Genomic DNA, 14,436 nt, shown 5'->3' with positions numbered 1-14,436 from the left:
GATTCGACCCGACGGCCGTGGTTTTCCCTCGAACAGCGGATGTGCCGCCATGCCGGCCCAGGTTCCATGAATTCACCGACCCCGCGCACCGAAATCACGGCGCCCGGTCGGAACACCACCGTTCCGCGGAAGGAGGAAGGGCCCATGGACCACATCGAGACGGTGACCGAGGACGAGCTCCCCGAGTTCGCGCTGCTCGTCGACGTCCCGCCGGCGGACTGACCAACCCGGGCCGGGCCGGACGTCCTGGCCGGCCCGGCCCTCCCCCGCCGGCCCCATGCCGATGACCCCATGCCGATGACCCCGTTCCGATGACCCCGTGCCGATGACCCCGAGGACCACAGGAGCGTGGCGCATGCGGTTGTTCCCCGACGCCGAGGCGGCCCAGCGGGACCGCGCGGCGGTGGCCGGCCTGGTTCGCGGTGTGCTCGACCGGTCCCGGCAACGGCTCGGGATCGTCCACGAGGCCGACGCCCGTTCGGTGACCGACGCGCCGCCGCCGGCTCTGGTGGCGCTGGCGCATGCCGCGCGACGCGCGAAGCCGGAGCAGGCCGAAGCCCTGGGCGCCCGGTGGGCCGAGGCATGGGACCACACCGCCGCCAGCGCCAGCCGCGTGATCGACGCCAACCCGGCGTGGCCGGTCGACCTGCCACCACCCGAGCGGCACCTGGGCGAGAGCGTGGCCAGGGCCAGGGGCCAGCTCCCGGCGGCGCTTCGGTCGTCCGGGCGGGAGATCGACGTCGACGTCGTCGCGTGGGAGCGGAGCGACCGGGACGCGTTCGACGCCGCGGTGGACCTGCTCGCGACGCGGTGGCCGGACATGCTGGCCGAGATCGGCGTGTCGGTCGGCCAGGTCGCGTTGCTCGACGGCTACGGGATCGTCGGGTACACCGACTTCACCTGCCACGGCGCGATCTTCGTGCACCGGGAGCGCCTCCGGGACAGCGCGCGCGACGATCTGCCCGGTCCCGTGCGGTTCGCGGAGAGTCTCGTGCACGAGGCGACACACACCCGCTGCAACGCGGCGGCGACCGGAGAGCTGTTCGTCCGCTCCACTTCGGACGGTGGTCACCGCGTGATGACGCCGCTGCGGCCCGATCCGCGCCCCCTCAACGGGTTGTTCCAACAGCTCGTGGTCGTGGTGCGCTGCGCCTTGCTGCACACGCGTCTGGTTGGTGACCCGAGGGTCCCGGAGGAACCGGTGCGCAACCGGCGCGGCGTGTTGCTGCGCCAGGCGGAGCAGGCGGTCGACACCCTGCGCGCGCACGGCGACGAGCTGACCGACCGCGGCCGGGACCTGGTCGAGGAGTGCGCGTGGACCGCCCAGCAGGAAGTCCAGCGGCCACCGGCGAACGTGGCGCGGTGACGTCGTGCCCCACCCCTCCCACGTCGCCGTGCAGGTGTTCCGCCCGTTCGAGACCGCGTCGCACGTCCTGTTCGCCAGGGCGGCGCTCCGGTCGTCGACCTTCGCGCCGACCTGTGCCGGCGGTGGCGCTCCGGTGGTGATCGGCGCCGCGGCGGGCGCCGACGAGACCAACGTGACGACGCGCGCCAGGGGCGAGCTGGTCGAGCGGGTGAGCAACATCCTCGCCGGCCGCGCGGCCGAGCAGGCGCGCGCCCTCGTCACCACGTTCCGGGCGTTGCGCCGGGCCGGGGCCACGGCGCTGGACCCGGCGGCGTGGCCGACCCACGACCCGTCCGACCACCGCCCGCTGCTGTGGGTGTGGGGTCGGTCGCTGGTCACCGGGCACGAGACCGCCGTGCCGGCGGGCCGTGTCTTCCTGCACCACCGCCCGCCCGCCGGCGCCACGACCACGCCCCGGTGCGGCTCCACCGGCACCGCCGCGAACTCCACAGTGGACAGCGCGGTCCGGCACGCCCTGCTGGAGGTGGTGGAGCGCGATCTGCTGTGGCGCGCCTGGTACTCCGACGAGCTCTCCCCGCTCGTCCTGACCCCGACACCGCTGCCGCCGAGCCTGGCCGGGACCGTGGCCCGCCTGGCGTTGCGCCTCACCGTCCTCGCCTTTCCCGGCCCCGGGGGCACCGCGTGCCTGCTGGCCTGCCTGAGCGACCGCGCCGGCGGGCGGCAGACCTACGGGGCGCGGTGCGTCGCGGTCGACGACGAGGACGCGGTGACGGCGGGCGCCGAAGCCGCCAGCTACGAGGCGCTGATGATCCGGTGGAGCATGACCAGCCCCGTGGCGGCCAGGACCTGGGCGGAGGTTCGCGACCGCCCCCGCCAGGCGCACCGCACGCTGCTGGAACAGGCGCTGTGGACCCATCACCGGCAGGACAGTCTCTCCCACTGGCTGCGGAACGCCTCGGCCGTCCACACCGCGACGGAGCTGGTGGATCGGCTGGCGCCGCACCGGTGGGACCCGCTCCCCCACGCCGTCGCGAAGTTCACCGGAGGCGACGTCGTCGCCGTGGAGACGACATCACGGGAGTTCTGCCCCCGCACCATTCGGGTCGTGCGGGTCGTGGTGCCCGGCGCGCACCAGCTGCCCTCGCCGGGCGGCCACTCGCCCACCAGAAGCCACGAGGTCGTCCCCGCGTCGACTCCTCCGCATCCGTTCGCCTGAACCCGAACCGGGACTACGGGTCCGCTCGGCGGTAGACGGAGACGTGGTAGGAGCTCGCCGCCGTGAACGGGGCACGCGCCCAGCTCCCCCACCGGTGTTCCAACCGCAGGCCCGCGATCCTGGCCATCAGGTCCATCTCGGGCGCGGGGGCGTAGCGGAAGGGCACCCGCACGTGCCGCATCCCCTCGTCAGTGGTGATGAGGTAGTGCGAGACGTACCGCTGCGCGAACCGGTCCACCTCGCGGAGCCACACCACCGGCCGACCGTCCACTGTGGAGGTGATCTGGACCGGCGAGCCGCCGACCTGGGCGCTGTCCGGCACCAGCGCGTCGAGCGCGAACCGCCCATCGGACGTCAGCCGGCGGGCGACGTTCTCGAAGCACCGCACCTGCGCGTCCTGCGACGGCAGCTCGGCGAAGGTGCCGCTTGCCAGGTACACCAGGGAGAACCGGCCGTCCACCGGCACGTCGACCAGATCACCGATGGTCACGGGAACCGCGGCGCCGCCCGGTTTCTCCCGGAGTTTGGCCACCATCGCCCGGGAGCCGTCGACGCCGCGCACGTCGACTCCCCGTTCCCGCAGGGGCAGGGCCACCCGGCCGGTGCCGATGCCCAGCTCCAGCACCGGACCCTCCCCGGCCAGCCCGGCCAGACACTCCACAGTGGACCCTGAATCGACCAGGTGCCGGAACCAGATGTCGTAGAAGTCGGCCACGCCGGACTCGTAGATCCCCACGTTCCCGTTCTCGGACATGCCGTTCAGCCTAGGTTCGCGGCCCGCTTCGACATTCGGCCCAACAGCCGATCAACCTCCGGACCACTCCAACAGACCAGTGCCCACGCCCCGAGTTCGGCGTCTCGTTCCCGCGGGCCTGATTCCGAGTGGGCCGGAGCGACGGGGCGACCGGCGAGGTAGGTGTCCCGGTCGCCCCGCACCCGAATCAACAGCCCAGCTCAACGGCCCAACTCAACGGCCGAGTTGGGCGGTCAGCCACAGCCGGAGGACGGGCAACACGGCCCCGGGCTGCATGGCCGTGGTGTGGTCGAGGCCGTCGAGGACCCGAACGTCCCAGCCCGCGGCCTCCAACTCGGCGCGGTGCCCGGCGACCGCGCCCGCGATGTCCACCGTCACACCTCCCCAGCGCTCGCCGTACGGGATCGTGTCGGCCGAACCCACGAAGCACAGGCGGGGGCAGGAGATCAGCGGCTGCGCGGCGCGGTCGTCGAACTCCTGCAGCGCCTCGTAGAGGGTGACGAACTGGCGGGTCTGCGACTTGGTCATCGTCACCTCCACTGTGGACCAGTCGTACTCGTCGCCGGACTGCGGGGCTTGCTGCGGTTCGCTCGACGCCGACCCGGACATCTCGTGGGTGGCGATGGTGACGCGGAGCATCTCCGCGTACGGGCCGCCGAGCGCCGGGAAGCCGCCCATGGCCAGCGCGGAGAGCCGGTTGGTGCGAACCGCGAGCTGGAGTCCGCTCAGCGCCAGCCACGAGTAGCCGTAGTAGGCGAACCGGTCGGCGCCCGCGGCGTCCGCGACGGCGACCAGGTCGGCGGCGATGTTGTCCGGGGTCAGGGTGTCGGGCTTGGGGTGCGCCAGCACGTGGCCCTCGTAGTCGAAGGCCACGACGCGGAAGTCGTCGCCGAGGCCCCGGACCAGGGAGCGCCCCAGCTCGGGGTCCATGCCCCACTTCCGCATCTCGTCGGCGCGCGAACCCGTCGCGGGGTGCGGGTTGACCGGGAGCAACACGGTGGGGCCGGACCCGTGCACCTCCAGTTCGAGCGGGCTTCCGTCGTGCAACGTCGCCTGGACCATGAGTCTCCTCGCTAACTCTTTAGGCCGTAAAGTGGTGACGACAAAACGGTAGCTTACACCCTAAAGAGTTGTCACCCCTCCCCCGTCCCCGCAGGTCAGAAGGCACGCCGACCGGACGATCGCCAGACCACAGGAGTGCGCGGGCCCGGCACAGACACCGCACAAGGGAGAGCAGTCAGCTCCGACTGGCCAGGACGCGAAGCACCGTGTCGGGGCTGTCCAACCACAACCACTGACCGTCGTCGCGGATCTCCAGGCCGAACCGGTCCGCCTCACTGGTTCCAGTAGGTGTGGGCGCAGACGCGCTCCAACCGCGCGCCAATGACGAGCAGCCCCAACCCGGGGTTGCGCATGCGGTCGAAGTCGACCCCGTTGCACACCGTGGACGAGGTGTCGGCCTGGCGGATCATGTCATCGCAGTCAGAACGGTGACTCCGAGAGGGGCCGGGCTCGTGGATGGGACAGATGCGGGGCCTGCCGTCATCACCGCTGGCGTTGGTGTACGCCGAGGTGCGCACAGTCCCGATCCGCGAGCGGGGAGGGAGAATGGCCGCATGACTGAACGCAAACCACCAGGGGTCACGTTCGAGTCGTGGGTTGACAAGCAGATCAGGGAGGCGGCGGAACGCGGCGAGTTCGACAACCTCCCCGGCGCCGGCAAACCGCTGCCGAACGCGCACCAGCAGTACGACGAGTTGTGGTGGGTCAGGGACAAGGCGCGTCGGGAAGGCCTGCCGACAGACGTCCTCCTCCCCACGTCGCTGCGGCTCCGCAAGGAGATCGAGCAGCTTCGCGAGACGCTGCGGGACCTGCGCTCCGAACAGGTCGCGCGTGCGGTCGTGCGGGACCTGAACGAGCGGATCGTCGCCTGGCTGCGCTCGCCATCCGGCCCCCGGGTGCCAGTCGCCCCGGTGAACGTCGAGACGGCGGTGCGGCAGTGGCGGGAGGACCAGTCCGCGCCGACCGGGCCCCCGGCCGGGGACGCGGTGGTGGACCAGCAACCGCGAGGTCAGGCGCCGCCGGAACCGCGCCGGTGGTGGCGGCGGTTCACGCGCCGGGCCTGACCGGAGTCGTACTCGCGGGGGCGGTGTCGAGGAGGATGGTCGTCATGCCGAAGGCCATGTGGAACAACATCGTTGTCGCCGAGAGCGATGACACCGTCGTCGTCGAGGGCAATCACTACTTCCCGCGCGGCGCGCTTCGTGAGGACCTGCTCCGCGCCTCCAGCACGCACACCTTCTGCCCCTGGAAGGGTGTGGCCTCCTACTACACCTTGGAGGACGGCGCCGAGCGCTCCGAGGACGCGGTCTGGTACTACCCGGAGCCCAAGCCCGAGGCGGAGATGGTGCGCGACCGGGTCGCGTTCTGGAAGGACGTCCAGGTCATCGACTGACCGGATGTGGTGGTGCCGGCCGGCACCACGGTGACCCGGCTGCCCCTCGCCGCGGTGGGGCCGCCCCGGCCGACGTCGACACGAGCCTGGTCGGCCGCGCAAGAGAGTGGACGGATCCGAGACGGATCCGACGCGGTCGACCAGGCCACGCGACAGGCTCGGGAAGCGCGTCCACACAGCCTGGTCGACGAGCCACGGGACGGGCCTTCCGCGGACCGCGCGTCCACTGGGAACAACACGAGGACGAGGAGAGACCGGTGCTGGGACAGCAGAGGACACGGTCGTGGTCAGCCGCCGGACGGGCTTTCGCCGGGCTCTCGGCGGCGGCGGCGCTCGCCGCCGCGCTCCCCGCGCCGGTGGCGAGCGCCCAGGAGCCCGCCGCCGGTCCCACCAACTCCATCACCGACGTGGCCGGGATCGAGGTGGGCCAGCACACCGACCACGCCAACGTCACCGGCACGAGCGTGCTCCTCATGAAGGAGGGCGCGCAGGTCGGCGTCGACGTCCGCGGCGGCATCCCGGGCACGGTCAACACCGACGCGCTCGACCCGGTCACCGCGCAGCCGGCGTTCCACGGCCTGGTCCTGTCCGGTGGGAGCTGAGCCGGGCTGTCGGCCTACGACGGGGTCGTGCAGCACCTGCGGGAGCAGAAGGTCGGGCACGTCTACGCGGAGGGCAAGACGCTGCCCGGCGTCGCCGGGGCGATCATCTACGACCTGGAGCAGGGCGCGGACTTCGCCAAGCGGCTGGAGGTCACGCCGGACCGGAAGTTCGGCTACGAGGCGGCGAAGGCCGCGCGGTCGGGGCCGGTCAGGCAGGGCAGCGTCGGCGCCGGCACCGGAGCGGGGACCGACGGCCCCGGCCTCCGCCTCAAGGGCGGCGTCGGGACCGCGAGCCTGAACCTGGGCAACGGCGTCACGGTGGCCGCGTTCGTCGTGGTCAACTCGTTCGGCAAGGCCTACGACGAGACCCGGGGCTGCGAGCTCTACTCGTTGCACCTGGAGGTCGGGAACGAGTTCGGGAACACGCGCCGACCGCCCGCGGGGTGCCAGGCCACGACGCCGTCGTCGAAGCCGGCCGACAGGCCGAGCGCCGACGTGGACAAGAACACCACGATCGGCGTGGTGGCCACCAACGCGAAGCTGACGGCCCCGCAGGTCCAGAAGCTGGCCCAGGTCGCGCACGGCGGTCTCGCGCGGGCGATCCGGCCGGCGCACACGATGTCCGACGGCGACACGATCTTCGGCGTGAGCACGAAGAAGGGCGCCGAGGTCGGGCCGGCGGACTTCAACAGGCTGTTGGAGGGCGGAGCCAACGCGTTCGGCCGCGCGGTGGCGCACGCCGTGCTGAGCGCGCAGCCGGTGGCCGGCCGTCCCACCTACTGCCAGACCTTCCCGGGGGCCTGCGACGGCTACGCCCCGGCGAGCGCGCCCGCCGACGACGGGGCGCAGCAGCCCGCCCTGGCGGCGCCGGCGGCGCACTCGGGCAGTCCGGGCGGGGGCGGTCCGGGCGGTGCGGGCGGGGACCTGCTGTCCCTGGCGGCGCCGGCGCTGGTGGTCGCCCTCGGGTTCGGCGCCCTGATGTTCCGGCGCCCGCTCCGACGCCTGATGTTCCTCCGGGGCAACCCGGTTCCCCGGATCGACAGGTGGTAGTGAACCCCGAGATGGCAGTGGCTGGTCCGGCACCGTGAAGGCGGGCCGGACCAGCCTGTTCCCATGACGTGAATCTCCCACTGTTCTGCTCGAACACGCTGTGGGAGACAGGCAGTTCACGGAGAGATCAGACAGCGACCGTTCACAGTGGACAACGCGACTCTCCACCCCACCACACTCTTGCGCGACCAGTCCATGTCGGACCAACCAGTGTCCTGTGTGGAGAAACCGCCAGCGGCGACCCGGTCCGCTCGGCTTGACCCTCCCGTAACGTGAGGCCCTACGGTCCTGGGCCATGAAGATCGTTGTTCACGACACGGCGTCGGCCACCCTCGACCTCCTGCGGCGACCGGTGGCGGAGCGGGCCGACGCCCTGCGGGAGATGCTCAGCCCGCTGGAAAGCGCGATGGCCGTGATGGGTGATGTGGACCTGGTCCAGATGCACACCACCATGGGCAGCGGCTTCCGGATCGACCAGGACGACCCCCGGTACGCGTCCGCCCTGCACCAGATGCGGGATGCCGGGGTGTGGCGCCGGATCGAGGAGACCCTGTCCGCCGCCGCGGCGCGGCTCACCGCGGTGCCCGACGCCAGGCACGCCGAGACCGTGCACGTCGTCCTCGTGCTCGGCAACCCCGACGACGACCACCTGACGGTCCGGAGCGAGGGCTACTTCGGGATGGGTGGGTTCCCCGGCGCGATCCAGCTCGTCATGTGGCCCACCGAGACCAGCCTGGAGAAGATCGGTTACTGCGCCGCGCACGAGCTCCACCACAACGTGCGCTACGCGAACGTGGTCTGGAACCCGGCGACCGTCACGGTCGGGGAGCACGTCGTCGCCGAGGGGCTGGCCGAGGCGTTCGTGCGGGAGCTGGCCGGCGAGCAGGCCGTGGGCCCGTGGTCGCAGCGGCTGACCGGCGCGGAGTTGGACCGCGCCTACGACAGGATCACCGCCGACATCGACCTGGCCGGGATGCACAACCTGCTCCCGTACGTGATGGGCGACGCCACCGCCCGGCACATGGGGCAGGAGCCGGTGGGGCTGCCGGACTTCGCCGGGTACGCGGTGGGTCTGCGGATCGTGGACGCCCACCTGGCCGCGACCGGTCTGACCGCGGCGCAGAGCGTGGCCCTGCCGGCGCGCGAGATCCTCCGCAACGCGGGCGTGCCGACCAACGCGTGACCGCGTCCGGCACGACGGCGCCGCGCGAGACGGGGGCGGGGTGGGCGGTGATGACGCCGCCCACCCCACCGCCGTTCTTGCCGAAGATCCGGCGACGACGACTTCCTGGTCCACGTCGCCGTGCAGGACCTGGAACATCAGGGGCAGCGACGACCACCGCTCCCCTGCCGAACCCTGCCGAACCCGGTCGGACCTGGTCGGCGGCGCCGCGCGCGGGTTCACCGGCAGGCGAGGTCAGCGCTGTCGCCGCATTCCGGGCCGCGGCCGCTGGCCGCGTGGTACGTGGTCACCAGGCCCTGGCGGAGGTCCTCGTCCAGGCGCTGGAACGTGGCGCCGTCGATCACCAGGTCGATCACCACGGTCAGCGCGGCCTCGTGCCACCGCCAGACCTCCTCCGGAGCCTGGTGCACCGTCAGGTACGTCCGGGCGGCGTGCAGGAACGCGATCAACGCCAGACCGTCGCCCGTCAGGACAGCGCGGCCCGAGGTGCAGAGCCGGTCGGTGTCGTTGGTCTCGCCGCGCTGCGTGACGAACCGGTGAACCGTCGCGAGGTAGCCGCCCAACACGACCCCAGCACGCGTCATGGCGGAACGGTAGTCCTGCCCGACCCCCGCGTGACACACACCTGAACCTGTGTGGGTGACACGTTCTTCGCCTCTTGGGCGAGACACCGGCCGCCCTCGGGTGACGCCCGAGCCCAGCCCGTGACAGCGGGTCACGGCCGGAGGGCGGCGCAGAGCTGATCGACGTGCTCCCGCGTGACGTGGGGCATGACGACCAGGTGCGCCCGCCCGTTCTCGTTGAGCAGTGTCCACTCGCGCATGACCTCCAGGGAGGGGAGGTCGAACAGGACCACGTTGCCGCCGGGCGCCCGGTTGGGATGCTGGTTGATCTCGGCCAGGCGGCGGACGGCGTAGTCGGTCACCTCCAGGCAGTACCGCACCCGACGCGCCAGGCCCTCCCGCCCGAGCCGGCGCAGGGCGTACCACAGCATGAGCGGCGACAGCGCGTTCCTGCCTCCGCTGAGCGTGTCGTCGGCACTGCCGACCGCCGCCCCGGGTTGCCTGATCATCTCCACGTCGGAGCCGCGCGCGAGCACGACGCCGGCCGGGAACGGCAGGCCGACCATCTTGTGGCCGGTGACCATCACGCTGTCGGCCCCGGCCGGAAAGCCCCAGGGGAAGGGGGGTTGGGCGAAGGCGGCCAGCAGGCCGCCGAACGCCGCGTCGGAGTGGACGAACGCGGTGACGCCCTCCTCGTCCGCGAGTTGGCGGATGGCGGCGACGTCGTCGAGCGCACCGCGCCCGGTCGTGCCCACGGTGGCGATCACGAGCGCGGGTAGGTGCGGGCGGCTGCGCAGCTCACGGCGGAGCGCGTCGGGGTCCATGGCTCCTTCGGCGTTGTTCTCCACTGTCACGTAGGGCATTCGGAGCACACGGGAGATTCTCGGGATCGCGTAGTGCGCCTCCGCCGACGCGTACAACACGGCCTCGGGGTGGCGTTCGCGGCCGACGTAGGCGGCGAAGAGGTTGGCTTCCGTGCCTCCGTGGGTGACATAGCCGAAGGTGGCGTCCGGGTCGCCGCCGGCGAGTTCGGCGAAGAACCGCACGACGGCCTGCTCGAACGGCTTGCTGTCGAGGGTGTAGTCGCTGGCCTCGCCCGGGCTGCCGGCGTTGTTGAGGTGCAGGGCCAGGAAGTCGGCGAGGTGGCGGTAGTCGAAGCCGAGGTTGACCGGGAACCCCACCATGCTCAGCTCCTGGCGTCGGACCCGCTCCGCCAGGTCGCGCAACAGGTCCAGGTCATCGCTCTCGGGAACCTGGTCGGCTCGCTCGGGAATGCGGAGATCCTCCGGGTTCGTGGGCACCGTTCCTCCAGCGGGTTGTGGCCGGCGACCGGGCCGACGCCGTCGTGGCCCGCGCCGACACAGCCGACGCCGACGCCCGCGGGCGCCTGGTCAGCGGGTGTTCTCCGCCAACAGCAACATGCCGTTGGGCAGTGGCGGGTAGGTCACCGACCGCGTCCGGAAACCGCCCTCTCGGAGGGCTTCGGTCCACTGCCGCGCGGTGAACAGGCGTTGGCCCATCAGGGCGTGCACCAGGGTGAACTCCGGAGCCCAGCCGTCGTGGACCGCGTCCGGGTCGGCCGGCGCGACCTCCAGGGTCAGCAGCCGGGCCCCGGTGGGCAGGGCGTCGGCCAGTCGCGTCAGGAACCCGACGAGGACGTCGAGGCCCTGGTGCAGGATCTCGTGCAGGAGCGCGAAGGTGACCACGAGGTCGGTGGTGGCCAGCCCGGGGATCGAGTCCAGGTCGACGGCGTCCTGGCAGCGGATCGTGACCCGTCCGTCCACATCGGACTCCTCGACCTCGCGCCGGGCCCGCTCGCAGGCCTCGAGGCTGATGTCCACGCCGGTGCCGACCGCGCCGAACCTCTGGCACACCCGCAGGAGGAACCGGGCGTTGCCGCAGCCCAGGTCCAGCACGCGGGTGAAGTCGACGTCGGCGAGGATCTCCATGGCCTGCGGGACGAAGTCGATCCGGCCGATCAGCGCGGAGGCGTCGGCGACCCATCGCCCGTCCCGGGTGATGTCGACGCCGAAGAAGGCCCGCCCGGTCAGCAGTTCCGGTAGCTGGGCCAGAACCCGGCCGTAGCCGCCGTGCAACCAGACGAGGTAGCTGGCGTCCCGGTAGACCGAGGAGCCGGCCTCGGTGAGCCGGTAGCGCTGGCCCTCCCCGTCGACCAGGCCGTGGCGGCGCAGGTACTCCAGGCAGGCGAGGACAACGGGACGGCCGCGGGTGTCGGGCACGTCGACGTGCTGTTCGGACGTCGTGCGGTCGGGCGGCCCGATCAGGCCCGCCATGTGCAGGGAGGACAACACGGCGGACGCGGCGTAACCGCGGAACAGCTGGAAGGCGGGACGGTCGCTCATCACTCACCATCTCCGTGCGCTCCAGAAGAAGTCGGGCGGCGTGGTCAGGTCCAGGTGACCACCGTGTTCCGGTCGACGCGCCCGAGCAGGCTGGCCGCGGTCGTGCGGCGCTGGCCGGGCTCGGTCGAGGGCTCGACGGCGTGGATGTGCGAGCCGTTGAAGACGTAGAGGTCCCCCTGCCCCACCTCGATCCACTGGCGCTCGACGCCGTCGAGTTGGTCCACCGGGTAGGGCGCTCCGGTGTGGCGCACGCCCAGCCGAGTCCTGGTTTCCCTGTCCGGCTGGATGTTCCAGTAGACGAGCCGGCCGCCGTCGCCGTTCTCCAGGCAGATGTTCACCGCGCAGACCCGGTGCCGCGCCACCCGCTGGATCTCGAAGTCGTGCTGGCGCGGGTCCGTGCACTGGGACAGGTCCTCGTGGGGTTCCAACGCGTACTCGCCGTGGGCGTGCCAGGAGCGCAGCAACACACGCCCCGCCTGCTGGGGCCCGTGCCGGGCACGGCGCAGCGTCGTGCCCTGTTCACCGAGGACCTGTGCCAGCGCCTGGGTGAAGTGCCGGACCGGGTCGTCGGGGCCGGCGAGGACATCGTCGACGGCGGAGGCTGTCTCGTCCGCCTCGCTGAGGTACTGCTGCGTGGGTTTGCCGTAGTGGTAGGCGCCGATGTAGTAACTGGGCGCCTCGCTGCTGCGGCGGCGACGCCGGGGACTGGCCCAGAACCGCTCGGCCAGCTCCCGGCACACGGGTGGGGCGATCACGCCGCGGAAGATGACGCCGGCGACGGCGCCGTCGAGCACGTCCTTCACCGTCTGCGGATCGAACTCGTCGCGTTCGGCGAAACGGAAGTACCGGGTGTCGCCGGACCAGCCGGTGACGCGGAGTCTGCCGTCCCGCGCCCTGGGCGTCTTCGCCATGTCCTTCTGTCCTTCGGTGCTCTCAGCTCTCAGCTCTCAGCTCTTGAGTTCTCGGCAGGCGCCGCGCGGTGTCGTCGTGACTCGTCGCGCCTGTCCGCTGGGGGGATGCCTCGGGAACGTCCACGGGTGGCACGCGTGTCGGGACGCGCGAGGTTCGGCCGCGAGGAGAACAAGCCGCGACCGCCGATGGGCGACTCGCGCTTCGCTGAACCGCCACGTACCGTCGCTCAGCTCCTCCGTGCGGCATCCGACTGCTGGCGTGCCCCGGTACCCGTCCACCGAAACGAGAACAACCGGAACGGGTGCTTCTGGCCGCGTGGCGCTCCGCCCGCCGCCCACTCCTGCCCGCGCCCGCGCGATCGGCATGGACGGACGCCCACTGTGGACGGATACTCGGTGCGGCACCACACGACGCAAGACCACCCGGGTGCGGCGCGGTGCCCGCGTCTCGCTCCCGGCACCCGGACCGGACGTGAGGAGCCCGGGATGGGACAGGACGTGTGCTGGCGGGACTTCACCGAGTCCGAGTACATCCGGTTCCGACAACGGCTTGAGCAGTCCCTGGTCGTTCTCGCGGCACTGCTGGACCGCGACGGGTTCGGGCAGCCCCACACCACCGTGGGCGCCGAGCTCGAACTGTTCCTCGCCGACGGCGACGCGGCCCCCGCCCCGCACAACGACACCGTGCGGGCGGCGGCAGCGGACGACCGCGTCGGCATGGAGGTCGGCCGCTACAACATGGAACTCAACCTCACCCCCCGCCCCGTCGCCGGCCGTTCGCTGGGGATGATGCGCGCGGAGATGGAGGACCTGCTCCGGCTGGTGTCCGCAGCGGCCTCCGAAGTGGACGCCCGACCCGTGCTGATCAGCATCCTGCCCACGCTCCGGCGTCGGCACCTGCGGCACGAGAACATGACCGAACTGAACCGGTACCAGACGCTGGAGCGCGCCCTGGGCCACCGGCGGACCGACCCGTTCCGCGTCGGCATCACCGGGCAGGACCACTGCGAGTTCTGGTCGCACTCCGTCGCGGTGCAGGCCGCGTGCTGTTCCTGCCAGATCCACCTCAGCGTCGAACCCGCCGAGTTCGTCGCGGTGCACAACGCGCTGCAGCTCGCGATCGCGCCCGTCCTGGCGGCGGCGGGGAACTCCCCCCTGCTGTTCGGACAGCGGCTGTGGCGGGAAACCCGGATCACCCTGCACGAGCAGGCCATCGGCGACCGGGACGGGGCCGCCGTCAAACCGGGGCTGCGTCCCCGGATCGGCTTCGGCCAGGACTGGTTGCGGCACGGCCCCGTGGAGAGCTTCGAGCAGATCGTCCGCTGCCACGACGTCATGCTGCCGAACCTGTCCGAAGAGGACCCTTCCGCGGCTCTGGACGCCGGCCGCACGCCGCGGCTGGCGGAGTTGTGCCTGCACCGCGGCACGGTGTGGCCGTGGCACCGCCCGGTGTACGACCCCGTCGGCTCGGGCCACCTCAGGATCGAGATCAGGCCGCTGCCGGCCGGACCGACCACTGTGGACATGATGGCCAACACCGCGTTCCTGCTCGGTCTGGCCACCCATCTCGCCCACCACGTCGCCGACCTGACCCCGCGGTTTCCCTTCCACTACGCCCAACAGAACTTCTACGCGGCCGCCGCGCACGGGCTGGCCGCGAGACTGCACTGGCCGACGGAGGCGTCGAGCGGAGATCCCACGGTCACCAGCGCCGCGGACCTGGTCCCGCGTCTGCTCCCGCTGGCCGTCAAGGGTCTGCGCACGCTGGGAATCGACTCGGGCGAGTCCGACGAACTGCTGTCCGTCATGGCCGACCGGACCCGGCGGGGGCAGACCGGCGCGCAGTGGCAGGAACGCACCTTCGCCGACCTCGCCGAGCGGATGTCCGTCGAGGCCGCGCTGCGCGAACTGGTGGTCCGCTACATCGATCTGAGCACCAGCGGCCAGCCCGTGCACACCTGGCCCTGAGAGCG

Annotated in this window: 14 protein-coding genes and 1 pseudogene; 8 read left to right on the top strand and 7 right to left on the bottom strand. The window is 71.9% G+C overall.

Translation table 11 applies throughout. From position 1 onward, the window contains the following. Nucleotides 1–66: 66 nt before the first annotated feature. The 3 genes from BUE43_RS34190 (at nt 67) to BUE43_RS14025 (ending at nt 2,582) form a co-directional block, all read left to right on the top strand. Complete coding sequence (locus tag BUE43_RS34190) at nt 67–222, top strand: hypothetical protein (RefSeq protein ID WP_159447733.1); 156 nt, start codon at nt 67–69, stop codon at nt 220–222. Between the two features lie 133 nt (nt 223–355). Then, nucleotides 356–1,366: an aKG-HExxH-type peptide beta-hydroxylase gene (locus tag BUE43_RS14030; RefSeq protein ID WP_073483173.1), complete on the top strand. Its 1,011-nt coding sequence runs from the start codon at nt 356–358 to the stop codon at nt 1,364–1,366. 4 nt (nt 1,367–1,370) lie between these two features. Further along, the gene (locus BUE43_RS14025) at nt 1,371–2,582 is read left to right on the top strand and encodes a YcaO-like family protein (RefSeq protein ID WP_073483171.1); all 1,212 of its coding nucleotides are present in this window, start codon (nt 1,371–1,373) and stop codon (nt 2,580–2,582) included. A gap of 13 nt (nt 2,583–2,595) precedes the next feature. On the opposite strand, the gene BUE43_RS14020 is transcribed toward BUE43_RS14025, so the two are convergent. The 3 genes from BUE43_RS14020 to BUE43_RS34185 form a co-directional block, all read right to left on the bottom strand. Beyond that, on the bottom strand, nt 2,596–3,336 hold the full coding sequence (locus BUE43_RS14020) for a class I SAM-dependent DNA methyltransferase (protein ID WP_073483170.1): 741 nt from the start codon (nt 3,334–3,336) through the stop codon (nt 2,596–2,598). 213 nt (nt 3,337–3,549) lie between these two features. Further along, the gene (locus BUE43_RS14015; RefSeq protein ID WP_073483168.1) at nt 3,550–4,398 is read right to left on the bottom strand and encodes an alpha/beta fold hydrolase; all 849 of its coding nucleotides are present in this window, start codon (nt 4,396–4,398) and stop codon (nt 3,550–3,552) included. Between the two features lie 272 nt (nt 4,399–4,670). Continuing rightward, nucleotides 4,671–4,808 (bottom strand): hypothetical protein, encoded by a 138-nt coding sequence (locus tag BUE43_RS34185; protein WP_159447732.1) that lies wholly within the window; start codon nt 4,806–4,808, stop codon nt 4,671–4,673. Between the two features lie 144 nt (nt 4,809–4,952). On the opposite strand from BUE43_RS34185, the gene BUE43_RS14010 reads away from it, so the two are divergent. From BUE43_RS14010 to BUE43_RS13990, 4 genes and pseudogenes are all read left to right on the top strand, one after another. After that, nucleotides 4,953–5,462: a DnaJ family domain-containing protein gene (locus BUE43_RS14010; protein WP_073483166.1), complete on the top strand. Its 510-nt coding sequence runs from the start codon at nt 4,953–4,955 to the stop codon at nt 5,460–5,462. Nucleotides 5,463–5,506: 44 nt separating this feature from the next. After that, nucleotides 5,507–5,791, top strand: a complete 285-nt coding sequence (locus tag BUE43_RS14005; protein WP_073483831.1) for a DUF427 domain-containing protein — start codon at nt 5,507–5,509, stop codon at nt 5,789–5,791. A gap of 257 nt (nt 5,792–6,048) precedes the next feature. After that, nucleotides 6,049–7,443: pseudogene (locus BUE43_RS13995) on the top strand (P1 family peptidase). Between the two features lie 295 nt (nt 7,444–7,738). Beyond that, nucleotides 7,739–8,626 carry a DUF2268 domain-containing putative Zn-dependent protease gene (locus BUE43_RS13990; protein WP_073483161.1) on the top strand — a complete coding sequence of 296 codons (888 nt, stop codon included), beginning with the start codon at nt 7,739–7,741 and terminating at the stop codon, nt 8,624–8,626. A 218-nt stretch (nt 8,627–8,844) separates the two neighbouring features. Here the strand turns inward: BUE43_RS13990 and BUE43_RS13985 are convergent, their stop codons facing one another. From BUE43_RS13985 to BUE43_RS13970, 4 genes are all read right to left on the bottom strand, one after another. Continuing rightward, complete coding sequence (locus BUE43_RS13985) at nt 8,845–9,210, bottom strand: hypothetical protein (protein WP_143174158.1); 366 nt, start codon at nt 9,208–9,210, stop codon at nt 8,845–8,847. Nucleotides 9,211–9,341: 131 nt separating this feature from the next. Next, nucleotides 9,342–10,490 carry a histidine decarboxylase gene (locus tag BUE43_RS13980; protein ID WP_073483157.1) on the bottom strand — a complete coding sequence of 383 codons (1,149 nt, stop codon included), beginning with the start codon at nt 10,488–10,490 and terminating at the stop codon, nt 9,342–9,344. A 90-nt stretch (nt 10,491–10,580) separates the two neighbouring features. Next, the gene (locus tag BUE43_RS13975) at nt 10,581–11,552 is read right to left on the bottom strand and encodes an SAM-dependent methyltransferase (RefSeq protein ID WP_073483156.1); all 972 of its coding nucleotides are present in this window, start codon (nt 11,550–11,552) and stop codon (nt 10,581–10,583) included. Between the two features lie 44 nt (nt 11,553–11,596). Continuing rightward, the gene (locus tag BUE43_RS13970; protein WP_073483153.1) at nt 11,597–12,463 is read right to left on the bottom strand and encodes a 2OG-Fe(II)-dependent halogenase WelO5 family protein; all 867 of its coding nucleotides are present in this window, start codon (nt 12,461–12,463) and stop codon (nt 11,597–11,599) included. A 486-nt stretch (nt 12,464–12,949) separates the two neighbouring features. Here BUE43_RS13970 and BUE43_RS13965 point away from each other — a divergent pair, with 486 nt between their 5' ends. Beyond that, the gene (locus BUE43_RS13965; RefSeq protein WP_073483150.1) at nt 12,950–14,431 is read left to right on the top strand and encodes a glutamate-cysteine ligase family protein; all 1,482 of its coding nucleotides are present in this window, start codon (nt 12,950–12,952) and stop codon (nt 14,429–14,431) included. The last annotated feature ends 5 nt before the right edge of the window (nt 14,432–14,436 follow it).

Origin of the sequence: Streptoalloteichus hindustanus (genome assembly GCF_900129375.1) — a bacterium.
In the GTDB taxonomy this organism is placed as follows: Bacteria; Actinomycetota; Actinomycetes; order Mycobacteriales; family Pseudonocardiaceae; genus Streptoalloteichus; species Streptoalloteichus hindustanus.
This window is presented reverse-complemented; position numbering and strand designations above follow the sequence as displayed.